Here is a 12,371-nt window from a genome sequence, read left to right as displayed (position 1 = left end):
GTCTTGCTCTCATGCTCAGATATACTCAGAGATGCCCAGAGATGCTCAGCAATAATGAATATCAAGAAATTCAACAACCACCCGGACAAGGATTAACACAGCTCACTCCCCTTGTGGGTATCTCAGAGATGCGCTGAGCTTTGGTATCAATCCGCCACGCCTGACTCACCTCTGTAAATGATTCTTGGTCTTCATAACCGTCAAATTTGGCGATCGCAGCAATTTCAGGATCTCTTTTGCCCCGCAATTTACAAATGCCATTATGTAAGGATTCACCATCATCCAGTTGCGGCACCACCGCCACATCCAGTACCGCCGTAATGGGCACAGAACCACCCTGCGATCGCTGGCGCATCCCAATTCGCTTATTGAGCACCAGAATACCACCATAGTTATTGTTGTTCACATTTGGGGCAACCCAGTTGGTGATATAGGTACAGGCAGGAGATCCCATACAATGTCCTGACAAATACCAATCCGGTGGCGATTGATTGGTATCAGCCCAGCTTAGATATACCGCCAGAGCCCTGCTTTTATAGGCATCAATTTTATTCCGTTGCCTAGTGAATTCCATTGCAGCCTTGTTTAGGTCAGCGATCGCCCCATCATAATCTTCTACCCGAGTTTTAGAAACACCTTGCAAAAATAATTCTTCGCCCGAAGCCTGAGGTTGGACACCCACCGCAGCAGCTTGCGGGGAGCTTACCACTGAAGTCAGGGTAGCAAATAAGCTAATCCCACTTTGCCAATTACTCATATTAGAACTAGTCCAGCTAACCAAAAAATGCTCAAACTTAATATATTAATCATGCCAAGAACAGACAATAATCAGACAAACATTGAATTAGCCAATTAAATATTCAATTTAAAGTTTAAATTTTAAAAATACAATATATAACTCTTTTCGGCTCAGTGAACTACAAGTTCAACCTCAATGGGCAAAATCTTGTCAGACAACATCTCCATTAATAATTTCAGCTAATCGCACATTGCCGAAAGTTATATTCTGAACCAATAGGTCCTAGCCAAGAATTAGTGTTAAGCAGAGAGTTTATATAGACTATTTGAATAAACCATTTGCGGTCTTGGTAATTTTCTACCTGGCAATGCTTAGGACATATCACTTAGTTTTGCTGTAACTATTGCCAACTAAGTATCTCAAAACAGATCCTCAACTGTTGTGATCGAAACCCTATTTTTAGGTAGGTGAGAAATGGAAGCATCCTACTTAAGCTATAGTTTCTACGATCTGTGTCTATATTTTAATTTTTGTTTTACTTTTGTCATGTAAGTGTGGCTCCAAGAGAAACCCTTAGCAAGAGTAGCGATCGCTTGGTTGCAATCATTGATTGATAGCTATTAATTTATATCAATACTCACATAACAGCTTGGAAAAAACACCAGGCAAATGCCGTCCAGTCTTTGGCAGTCAAAAAACTCCTTAGCTCAAATTTAATCAAACAATTTGAATATCAGATGAAATCCTTTGAAATCCTTAGTGCAAAGATAATGTGCCCATATTCAATTTAAATACCTTAAACATTTTAAATATTTTAAACATTTTAAATACCTTAAACATCCATCTAGCATTATTTTGGCTTAAGGTTGTCAAGGTTTAAGTTTCTTCATTATTGAAATAATCGCGGTAGGCTTCAAAATAATGTACCAGCACATACATCGGCACCACCGATTGACCATAGGAACCATAGGAGTCGCCTGACCAGCGCGGGAAACTGGCCCACACAGGGGCAACTTTACCGATCGCCTGTTCGATGTTACCCATCTCCACATCCTGCATTGCACCAGCCCGCCGAATTAACTCAATTGCGCCCCGATCTTGCCAATCTGGGCTAAAATCATAGGCTCCGATCGAAGACGCTACATCATCCCAGGTTGTTTCCAAAAACTGATAGGCTCCGGCAGCAGTTGAACAGAGCTGACCGCCATTGTAATAACCACAATTTACTTGTCTGGGATGATCGCCATAGTTATAAAATCGTCGCCCAGTAAATTGAATCCGATAGCCATCACTACTGCTCGTACCTTCGGCATAGCGGATAATTTGCAAGAAAGCCTTGAGATTAACTGAAGCAGAATAGTTAAGGCTGCTAGGGCTGTAGCTATTTGGCGATGGCGATGGCGATGGCGATGGCGATGCTGGCTTAGCAGTTTCTGGTGGTGCGGGTGGTGGATTATGCTTGCAAAAGTCAAATTGAACCAGCCTGCCTGAGCCAGTTACCATAAAGCAGGCATTATATTCCTGGGCGATCGCCGGTTTGGTTACCCCCAACCCACCCGATCCATAAATAAACCCACATACCGTTACCAGCAAAGCTAGTTTATTTTTATCCATCCTCACACCTTACTTAACACTCAATTAAGTTCGCTAGACTGACGCTTACAATCGCAATACGCAAAACATTGAACAGGATCTAAAGGATCTAATATAGATTCAAACAATTGTCCCAAAGCTTATTTTGCCTAATTTGGTAGTTAAATTAAAATCCGCCAAATCTCGTTATCATTACTATCCTGACTATCCTGATTAGTAGCCAAGCCACTAGGATTATAATTAGTGATAGCTTAAAGGCAAACCCTTGGGGCATTGAAATCCTCTGATTTTTAACTTGGTAGATTATTGGTTAATTACTTTGAGCCAAACAATCTATATTTAAATGTGGCCGATCTAAAAACTAAAATCGTATAAACCGCTGCATTTTGCCATAGCTTCACAATTTTTTCAAACCCGATCGTTAGGTTTACGCAACCCTCTTCAAAATCCCCAATAGTCCAGATAACAAGTTGGCTCAATATTTACCTGTTAACAGTATTTACATTCCTAGTGCATCTTCAAAAGGCTTCTTTTGCATGAATACCTGACATATAGTTGCTTTTTCTAGACTGGACTTGTTATTGTGTTATCGACAATAGACGATAAACGATAGAAAAAATAATGGTGCAGACGCAAAAAACCTCACAAACCCAGCCTTGCTGCGGTGAATCATCTGACTCTAAATCTACCCATGCTCAATTAAACCAGCAACAACTGGCTACTTTTTGTAAAGCAATGGGGCATCCAGCACGAGTCAAGATTTTGCAAATTTTGATCGATCGCGGCACTTGTATTTGCGGCGAGATCGTGGAAGTAATGCCCCTATCGCAATCGACGGTGTCTGAGCATTTACGCATTCTCAAGCAGGCCGGTTTGGTCAAAGGTGAAATTGATGGCCCCAGGGTATGTTACTGCGTCAATCCAGAACAGTTGCAGCGGTTTAAGGCAGCAGTGGCATTACTTTAAACCAATTCATAGCTCAGATCATTAGATTTAACCCAAATGGCTCAAATGCAGAATAGTCAAATTCAGCAGAAACGAACCACAAATCGATTTCTTTCTGCGCCAGCGATCGCCGAAGGGATTGGCACTTTTGTGATGGTATTCGCAGGGACGGGGGCGGTGATGGTGAATGAATTGGCAGATGGTGCAATTACCCACCTGGGCATCAGTGCCATTTTTGGCGCGGTGGTGGCAGCGATGATCTATGCGGTGGGGCATATTAGCAAAGCGCATTTTAATCCTGCGGTGACACTGGGTTTCTGGCAAAGTGGCTTTTTTAAAACTCAGATGGTTTTACCCTACATCGTGGCGCAGGTAATGGGGGCGATCGCTGCTTCTTTCTTGCTAATGCTGTGTTTTGGTCGCATAGCGAATATGGGGGCAACGCTACCGCTCAACGATCAATGGTTGCAAGCATTTATCCTGGAAGTAGTGCTGACCTTTGTGTTGATGTTTGTGATTCTGGGCTCAGGCTTAGATCGCCGCGCGCCGATCGGGTTTGCAGGCTTAGCGATCGGCCTTACGGTGGGTCTGGAAGCCGCCTGCATGGGTAAAATTACTGGCGCTAGCATGAACCCGGCGCGATCGTTTGCCCCGGCCTTAGTGTCAGGGATCTGGCAACATCACTGGCTCTATTGGTTAGCACCGATTTTGGGCGCGCAACTGGCGGTGATCGTCTATCGCCATATTTCTAATGGTTTTCGTGATTTTGATTAATTATTAATTATCGATCGTACATAGACATAAATTTATCAATTTGTTGTAATAGCTTATTTGCCGCGTCTAAATCAAAGCGGTTGGGATCGAACCCATCATCGACCCACTCCAGCATTGACTCATGATCGGGATGTTCAGGATCTTGCAAAATATCAATTAGATCCATGTAGCCCCAGACACCGCCACAATCTTCCGGTGGACAGGCACGCTTACCCTTAATGCAAATGGGATAGCTAACTTCCGGATCGATCGGCAAGATTTTTTCAACCAGAATGATATGATCCCAGCCATCGCCAAAGTCATACTGATAAAAGAATTTAAACTTCTCGCCATCAACAATTTTGCTGAGATATACCTTTTTGTCATCCTTTAAGCCAAGCTCGGTATCATAGGCATCAATCACCATGCCATAGCGTTGCTCTTGCGGATATCTACCAACTTCAAAGGCATGGAGATGTGAATTAGTCCATCCCATTGCTAACTGAATCACCCAATGCAGATTTCTCAGGGTGATATTATCGAGCACCTGCACTCGCCGCCAGATTGGTGGGCGGATATCGTCAAGGGAAATTTTAAGTTGATAGACCTGCTTGCTGGACTTTACCCGACGTGGAGCCATAACTATTACCAATGGAAAAAGATTGCAACGATTGATTAGTAATTACCACTCACTATATCGCTTAAAATCGGGCGATCGCAAATTCACCTGATCTTTTGCTGATCATGTTTTCATGTCATCTAGCCTCACCTGCAGAGCTAAGGACGTTTGAGATCTTGGGATTGAAGCAATAGGCCAAGATTGATGAACTTAGACAAAGCATAGGTAATCGCCAAGACCAGAAAAGTAACCGCAATCACAAGCAAAGCATGGGTGGAGGTGAGCATATTTAAGATACCTTTGGCTAGAGCAGTGGAATCGCCAATTACATCCCAAGAATTCATCCGATCGAACCGCCCCAGGTAAATACCGATCGCACTGAGCAAATGAATCGTAATTTCGGTTGGCATTATGTATCGGCTCAAGCCACGATCGCGCAAATAAAAACCCACATTCATGATCGATAGCACATAGGCGGCAAACCCCACGCCAATGAATAGCAAATATTGAGGCATCAGACCAAACATCACCACACCGATCGGGTAGCCCTTACGAATATCCAGGATCAAGTGAATTAGATCAGTCAAAATATAGGCGGCATTGGGCAAGAACAAGAGACACACCAAACAGCCCAACCACCACAGGATCGGCTTGAACCTTTGCCTGCCCAGGAATCGCCATAGCCCGATGCCAAAGATGCCTAGCCCCAGGGCGATCGCCAAGCCAGAACCATTAGCCAATCGCACCAGAATTGGCAAAATACGCGGATAACTACCTGCCACCGTTACACCCAGAGCGATCCACAAGCTCCAACGCAAAACTAGCGATCGCGGCAAGTGAAATAAATAACAACTCAAAACCAATGGAATCAATGCCAATAGCAAATTCCACGACATCGGTTCGCCATTGTCCATCAGCGCATATAGCGCCACATTCCAGTCGATATAATCCAGGCGATCGTTCATGGTGAATGGAGCTTATCCCTTTTTCTCTAATTCATAAATTTGGGGGTAGTCGTAGTTATGCAGTAGCAAGGATAATTGACAATCGATTTTAAATTCGTAGCCTAGCTTGCCTGGGCTGAGGATATTGAAATATCTCCAACTATCTCCTAAACCCTTACTTGTCCAGAATCACCGATTTTTGATTAATTATGGATTAACTTGTTGCTGTGACCAATTCCCCTGGCGATCGCGTTCATAAATAGTGCGGTGCTGTTGTCCAGCCAATTGTAGATGGTCTACCCGCTGTGGTGCCATGATCACCAGGCAAAAATTTGCCCCTGGCTCCATTTTATCTGGAGAGCCAGAAGCATCTGGAACTGGGGATTTTGTAACAGGTTGACCAGGAGCCGGCCACAGAAATTGCGATCGCGCTGCGTCAGAAATCTGCTGCCAGGTGGCTTGGCGTGCTTGTAAAAGTTCTTGATCAGGATATGCAGCATCAATAACCATGAGTGGGCCAGCGATGCGGAATTGTTCACGGGTTTTGGCAAAATACCAGCAAATCTCCGCCCTGGGCTGGCGATCAAGATGCAATACTTTTTCACTGCGGCGATCGGTGATGAACTTAATTTGATCGTCTTTTTCCCGAAAGCCCCTGAACACCACGGTGCGATTGGTGGGATAGCCTTGCTTATCAACCGTAGCAATTTGAAAATAGCGCGATTGTGGTTCGCTCTTGTGCTTATGGAGGCTACGGGCTAGAAACGATCGCCAGGGGGCTAAGCTCATAATCAAGCAATTTAACAGTTCGTATGGGAGTGATAATCTTTATGAATCAGAAAAAGCCAATAACTGTAGTAGCATTTAATACATTAAGGATTATGCAACTGAATTGGCAAAGGCAAATTTAGGTCTGCTGGGAATCAATTGGCGGTAGCATTGCAAGATCAGATTAATTAAATTTACTACCGTTTTTACAGACTATTAAACTTCTTGCCTACATGCTCAAGTAATGGCTGAGCTGAGATTGTGATGCGATCGCGGTAATATTGAGCCTTTACAGGAATTTCATGCATAACTAGCAGCTAGTAACGGCTGAGTATATTTTCTAGAGCCCCATGAGGGCTGAGGGTTTCAAGCAACTAATATGGAACACAACATTAATTGGCATGGCTGGTTGGACTTTGCCGATCGCCTTGCCAAAGAAGTAGGGCAGCAATTGCTGATGGATTTTGGGAATGCCAGCGCGGAGCAAAAAGCCGATGGCAGTGTAGTTACAAATTCCGATCGCTGGGCTGATAACTATATTAAAACGGCGATCAATAAAGAATATCCACATCATGGCGTACTAACCGAAGAATCAGCCCTGATCTTTCCCGATCGGGATTGGTGCTGGATTATCGATCCGATCGATGGCACCACCAACTTTGCGCGGGGGATTCCGATTTGGGCGATCTCGTTGGGTTTGCTCTATCGCGGTGTGCCAGTGTTTGGCTATGTGCATTTGCCCACCCTGGGGCAGAGTTTTCATGGTTGGTTCTCTGAACCGGAATTAACCCCAGAGCTGGCGGTGGAAGTGCCCAACAGCGCCGCATTTTTGAATGGCCAGCCGATTGCGATCGAAACCCAACTACCCGCCGATACAACCATTAATAATTACTTTTTTAGTAGTTGTTCGCGCAGCCTGGCAGCGATGGGTAGAGCAGAATACCCGTTCAAGCTACGCATGTTGGGGGTGGCCACCTATAACCTATTGACCGTCGCTACGGGGGCAACGCTGGCCGCAGTTGAAGCCACGCCGAAAATTTGGGACATTGCGGCGGTATGGGTGATTCTGCAAGCAGCGGGGGCGCAATGGATTAGCTTAAATAAAGATACGCCAATTTTTCCGTTGCAGCCAAACCAGGATTATGGCGATCGTAGTTTTCCCAGCTTAGTCGTGGGTCAGCGGAATTTCTTACCTACTTTCTTGAGTTTGGTAGAGCCCTTAGCTAATTAACCTATTCGGTTGATTCCGCGATTACTTCTTCTACCACAGTAGCTTCATGGCCAGTCTTGGCTGGCTTTTCCAATTCTGCTGCTTGCTTTGGCGATTGACTGAGAGTATCGCTGTGGGTATCGTGGGTATCAGTGAGAGCAGGATCTAGTTCTGCTTCCCCACACATGGACTTGAGTTTATCCACAAACAACGAAGATTCTGCCAGCAATTCCATATTCCGCCTTGCCGATCGATAGGCTGCCGATTGCTGCGCTATTTTGCCAGAGCGATCGCCCTTGTTGCCAACTGCACTACTATTACTACCAGAAGTTGATTTTGATTGTTTAGTTGAGCCAGCCTGAGATGAACTAGACTTAGCTTTAGCAGATTTAGCCGAAGTAGTTGCACTTGCAGCGCTTGCACTAGAGGCTTTAGGGCGTTGGGATGACTTCTGGCTAGACTTTGATGTAGTCCTAGAATCAGTTACTTGACTTGATTGACCACTTGGTTTCTTACTTCTAGGAGTAGCAGAGGCATCACTAGCAGATTTAATTTGTTTGGTTTGTTTGGTTTGGGGATTAGTAGAGTTATCCGAGGCAGGCGGTGGCTCCAGGTTTTCCAAACTTGCTTCACTTTTTTGCTCTAGTGATTCTGTCGCCCTATTTTTGGCGATTGGGGCTTGATTCGCTGTTTTGGCTGCCCTACCCTGCTTAGCCAATTGCGCTAGCTTGGCGGTTTGGGCAGAATAGGTAGTGCCTAGTTTAGTCTTTGATGCAGTTGATTTAGACGACTGAGTAGACGCGGCGGCAGTTTTACTACTGTTACTACTGTTGCTACTGCTACTACTGCGTTTGATCGTGCGTTGAGTACCGGGCGTAGCCTTCGCACGCGATTTTTTGGCAACCCCTGGCACTGAATAAACAAAATCCCCACAAACGAGGCGCTCAAACTCATGGTTGAAATGACAGGAAGTATTACCGCGCCGTTGCCATAGCTTCAAAATCTGATCTACCGATCGCACTTTGTAGCGGCCTTGATAGAGGCATTCTACGATCGCCAACCGTACCCAATTGGGCGTATATTTACTCCAATCCTTGATTAATTCATTAAGAGAGCGATCGCCAAACTCGAAACTATAGTATTTCAACAAGGCAACCACTACATCCATGATGCTTTCCCATACTACTCTACGTGTCAAAAACCTGGTTAGATCGCGCCCACTTCTTGCCGCAGACTGCATCTAATTATTTCCATATAATACAATGCTACCCACCTGAGCTGGCAAGCCTGCTAGCAGGTTAATATTCAATCCGTTCAGATATAAGGTGGATCAGAGGTCAGATGTATTAGGATAAATCGCTGATTACGCTTGAAAAGTCGATTCCAAAGATCGATGATCAAACTCAGGTGGATTATCCCTGCAATAGTCTTTGCTTAGTTACCGGATCTAAATTGCTGTGGATCTGGATGTACTCTGGGATGTAACATCGACGGAATTGGCTCACCGCCACGCAAATGATGCTCAGCGATCGCCGCTACTTCGCTGGCACGCACCCGCCAATAATAAACATCATCGGGCTCAACTACTATCATGGGGCCAGAGCCGCACAAACCGAGGCAGCCACATTCAGAGACGATTACATTGGGCAAATCTTCCGCCAGAAATGCCGCTAAGACCTTTTCAGCCCCATCTTTTTTGCAAGTACGATATTGACAAACATAAACATGCTGCTGTGTTTTTTGAGGCTCAGCTTCATTTAATTCATTATTTAATTCGTTTGAGGCATTGCCCTGCTCTGATGCAACGATATTAGATGCAACGATATTAGATTCAACAACATCAGGGGCTAGCTCTTTTTGCGCTTGAATATCAGGATTATTGACATCTATTATTTTCTCGCCCAGGGCACTAAATTCCTGGCGATCGTCAACCAACTGCTCATTATCTAACTGACTCATAGCAAAATTTGCCCTAACCAATGCCAACTAAAATCTTTTCTATCCTAAACAAAAAGCCTGGGCTTGGGGGCGAGCCGGATCACAATTAGTTGTTGATTGCCTAGAAGCCGATCAGTTGACCAAAGTTGCTGAAGAAATAGGCCAGTCACAGGGTATGGATCTAAAAATCAAACCGATCGCATCAGAAATTAGCAATTACGATCTTCAAGGTCGCAAATATTCAAGGATTAGCAGCGGCGAAGGAAACATTCATTGGTAGAATACAGACAAAATCTATAAAACAACAATTCGGAAGCTTAGGTATGGACTTTCTTACTGATATTACAGGCATTTTTTCCGCCATTGATTTTAAAGTTATTTTTCAGCTCACCTGCTTGGCCCTGATTGTAGTTGCTGGCCCTGTGGTTGTCTTCATCCTTGCTAATAAAGGTGGTGACATGTAGTCACTGGCGATCACTCTAGTTAGGCTTTCGTTAAAACTAAATTAGCTAGCTATTATTAATAGAATTATTAATTAGGAATTAGAGTTATTTCCCGCCGTTTTATTGCTACCTGCCAGGGTGGCCACGGCAACTTTAATAAAATTAGTAAAAAATACTTCGCCCTGCATTCTACGCAAATTGCTCTGGCAATAGCGGTGTAGGGCTTTTAGCATGGGTTCGGTTTGTTTGGGCTGGATATTGCTAGGATTGCGATCGAGCTGCTCCAGGTAGTCTAAAAAGCTGATGCCGCCAATTCTAGTTAAATAGGCCACAGTAATTGCCTGGATCGAACCGCCGATCGCGTAGGTGATCGCATTGGCCTTCAGGAACGTGGCGATCGCAGTGGTAATCACTTCCACGCCACCGAGTTTGATTAGCAATTCGGCCATGATTGTGGCGGTTTTTTTAGCTTTGTTAGCGCTGAATTTTTGTTCATAGAGTCGCCCCAATTCAATGATCAACTGCGTATTGATCGCCGCCCCAGCAACTAGATCGAGCCCTGGCAGGGGGTTAGCAAATACGGTTGCAGCACTTAGCCATTGATAGCGGGTGATGATTTTTTCGGCTTCAGTGCGGCGTAATTTCCGCAACACCAGGCGGGTAGCCTTTTTGAGCGTGATAATTTGCAATCGCGCATTTTTACATAGCAACTGCTCCTGCTCGACCGACAGAATTTGCTCAATCCGATCGCGCAGGGGGGCAATCTCGATCGGCAATGGTTCCAGCCATTCAGTCACATTAGTCACCTTAGATTCGCTAGTTGGGCTAACCTGGCTAGCTGAGGTGGTAGATTGACGTAAAGAACCTACATAGCCTAAATAGTCGGGCTCACCAACATTAAATGCAGCATTGACTGATTCAGTTGGTACTGCTTGACCATTCGCCTCAGCATGATATTGCCGGACTTTGATCGGCGCAGGGCAAGCCGCGATCGCTACGATATCCTCTGGTTTCAGTAGCTCAGCAACTCTGGTTTTGAGTTTGGCGAGGATTTTGACTCGATCGGTTGGCATATAGCGATCGGTTTTATTAAAAGCCAGGATCACCCGCTTATCAAGTTGGCAAAGTTGTTGGAGTTGTTGATGCTCGGCATTGGTGAGATCGCCATCGGCCACAAAAATCAACAGATCGGCGGCCTGGGCTAATTTGACCGCTTCTGCTTCATGGGTTTGGCCATCAGTGCCAATTTCCTGGAGGCCGGGGGTGTCGATCAGCAGAATCTGGCGTTTTTTCTGGGTTGAATTAGGCTTTTTGTTGGCTTGATTAGACTGGTTAGATGCGGCTGGGTTAGCGATCGCCGTTGTTGATGTAATCCCACGATGCGAATCTGCTTGATGTGGTAATTTTTCGCCTTGAGTGCTGTGAGCTTTTCTAAGTGCGATCGCGGCATAGGGATATTCTTGCTCGGTTGTAGTGGTGCCGATCGTCGCTGCTGTGTTGCCAACCTCACGCCCCATCAGGGCATTGATCACCGAGGTTTTGCCAGAAGAACCAGTGCCAAACACCGTAATCCGGAACTTTTCCTGGGTTAGCTGGGTGGCAATCTGTTTAGCCCTTTGGTTCAGGTCATTGCGGCTAGTTGGATCGCTAATTTTGGTGATTAATTGTTCGGCTTTTTGCAGTTCTTGCTTGAGCCGATCGCGGTCGAGGGGCAACTCAGCCTCTGGCTCAGCAAATGCAGCTTGGCGAGAATTCACTAAAAATATGATCCCAACCGCGCTGACCGCTCCCAACAGGATCAATGGCCAGCCATCGATTAAACTGGCGATCGCATTTTGAACCGTAAGCATACCCAGCATTCCAGCCGTACCAATGCCCACCACCAAACCAACCCGGAGCCAAATTCGAGAGTTTGCCATCTCACTTCACCTTCACAACAATGCCCAATGCCTTATTATCAATAACCGTTTTTTGTCTATACGGCCAGTAAATTTAGTTGTAGCTAGCCATATCAAGGGGTAAATCTCACAACTAGCCTAACAAGTCTACATATGTATGTCTGAATCTAGGCAATAAAATGGTATCAAATATCACCATAGTCCCTGGATCATCCTTGCATATTTTATCCAGCCACGGACTGATCTAGGTGGGTTTGGGCAAAAAACTAAGCAAAACGCAATGCTAATGGTTATTCCGCCAAGCTAACTCACTGTGCTCACTGTACAAATTAGTTAAAATAATTAGCGCAGATGGCCATAGTCAGGTAAACCTGGATTAAATAGGTTAAATTAGACCAGTTTGATTTAAACGGCAACTTAAGTTGTACTTTGTCAAGGTGGTTATGATGGGCAACTGTATTTTGAAATGCTTGCCTGGAAAGTAATCTGTTAAATATCTGCTCGTCAATCCAAATCTAACC

General features: G+C 45.0%; 12 protein-coding genes. 4 read left to right on the top strand and 8 right to left on the bottom strand.

Going from position 1 to position 12,371, the window contains the following annotated elements; all coding sequences use genetic code 11:
* Nucleotides 1-70: 70 nt before the first annotated feature.
* Entirely contained in the window at nt 71-757 is a 687-nt protein-coding gene (locus PSE7367_RS02370) for a hypothetical protein (protein ID WP_015163763.1), read from the bottom strand.
* An 858-nt stretch (nt 758-1,615) separates the two neighbouring features.
* Nucleotides 1,616-2,353, bottom strand: coding sequence for a glycoside hydrolase family 24 protein (locus PSE7367_RS20000; RefSeq protein ID WP_015163762.1), 738 nt, complete (start codon nt 2,351-2,353; stop codon nt 1,616-1,618).
* A gap of 600 nt (nt 2,354-2,953) precedes the next feature.
* On the opposite strand from PSE7367_RS20000, the gene PSE7367_RS02360 reads away from it, so the two are divergent.
* Together PSE7367_RS02360 and PSE7367_RS02355 are read left to right on the top strand one after the other, a co-directional pair.
* Nucleotides 2,954-3,298 (top strand): ArsR/SmtB family transcription factor, encoded by a 345-nt coding sequence (locus PSE7367_RS02360; RefSeq protein WP_015163761.1) that lies wholly within the window; start codon nt 2,954-2,956, stop codon nt 3,296-3,298.
* Between the two features lie 45 nt (nt 3,299-3,343).
* The gene (locus tag PSE7367_RS02355) at nt 3,344-4,051 is read left to right on the top strand and encodes an MIP family channel protein (RefSeq protein WP_051038062.1); all 708 of its coding nucleotides are present in this window, start codon (nt 3,344-3,346) and stop codon (nt 4,049-4,051) included.
* A 7-nt stretch (nt 4,052-4,058) separates the two neighbouring features.
* Here the strand turns inward: PSE7367_RS02355 and PSE7367_RS02350 are convergent, their stop codons facing one another.
* From PSE7367_RS02350 to PSE7367_RS02340, 3 genes are all read right to left on the bottom strand, one after another.
* On the bottom strand, nt 4,059-4,670 hold the full coding sequence (locus PSE7367_RS02350) for a plasmid pRiA4b ORF-3 family protein (RefSeq protein ID WP_015163759.1): 612 nt from the start codon (nt 4,668-4,670) through the stop codon (nt 4,059-4,061).
* A gap of 137 nt (nt 4,671-4,807) precedes the next feature.
* Complete coding sequence (locus PSE7367_RS02345) at nt 4,808-5,614, bottom strand: DUF1361 domain-containing protein (protein ID WP_015163758.1); 807 nt, start codon at nt 5,612-5,614, stop codon at nt 4,808-4,810.
* 186 nt (nt 5,615-5,800) lie between these two features.
* Complete coding sequence (locus PSE7367_RS02340; protein WP_015163757.1) at nt 5,801-6,382, bottom strand: Npun_F5749 family FMN-dependent PPOX-type flavoprotein; 582 nt, start codon at nt 6,380-6,382, stop codon at nt 5,801-5,803.
* 358 nt (nt 6,383-6,740) lie between these two features.
* Between PSE7367_RS02340 and PSE7367_RS02335 the strand changes: the two genes are divergently transcribed.
* Nucleotides 6,741-7,592 (top strand): inositol monophosphatase family protein, encoded by an 852-nt coding sequence (locus tag PSE7367_RS02335; RefSeq protein ID WP_015163756.1) that lies wholly within the window; start codon nt 6,741-6,743, stop codon nt 7,590-7,592.
* A gap of 1 nt (nt 7,593) precedes the next feature.
* Here PSE7367_RS02335 and PSE7367_RS19995 read toward each other — a convergent pair whose 3' ends face one another.
* Together PSE7367_RS19995 and PSE7367_RS21730 are read right to left on the bottom strand one after the other, a co-directional pair.
* Complete coding sequence (locus PSE7367_RS19995; protein WP_156800323.1) at nt 7,594-8,811, bottom strand: DnaD domain-containing protein; 1,218 nt, start codon at nt 8,809-8,811, stop codon at nt 7,594-7,596.
* A gap of 194 nt (nt 8,812-9,005) precedes the next feature.
* Nucleotides 9,006-9,530, bottom strand: coding sequence for a (2Fe-2S) ferredoxin domain-containing protein (locus tag PSE7367_RS21730; RefSeq protein ID WP_015163754.1), 525 nt, complete (start codon nt 9,528-9,530; stop codon nt 9,006-9,008).
* Nucleotides 9,531-9,832: 302 nt separating this feature from the next.
* Here PSE7367_RS21730 and psb30 point away from each other — a divergent pair, with 302 nt between their 5' ends.
* Nucleotides 9,833-9,973: a photosystem II reaction center protein Ycf12/Psb30 gene (gene psb30 / locus PSE7367_RS02320; protein WP_015163753.1), complete on the top strand. Its 141-nt coding sequence runs from the start codon at nt 9,833-9,835 to the stop codon at nt 9,971-9,973.
* Between the two features lie 71 nt (nt 9,974-10,044).
* Here the strand turns inward: psb30 and PSE7367_RS19990 are convergent, their stop codons facing one another.
* Nucleotides 10,045-11,871 (bottom strand): DUF697 domain-containing protein, encoded by a 1,827-nt coding sequence (locus PSE7367_RS19990; RefSeq protein ID WP_015163752.1) that lies wholly within the window; start codon nt 11,869-11,871, stop codon nt 10,045-10,047.
* Nucleotides 11,872-12,371 lie beyond the last annotated feature (500 nt).

It is taken from the genome of Pseudanabaena sp. PCC 7367, assembly GCF_000317065.1.
GTDB lineage: Bacteria > Cyanobacteriota > Cyanobacteriia > Pseudanabaenales > Pseudanabaenaceae > Thalassoporum > Thalassoporum mexicanum.
Note: the sequence above shows the minus strand (reverse complement) of the source record. Positions and strands in the feature narration are given on the sequence as shown.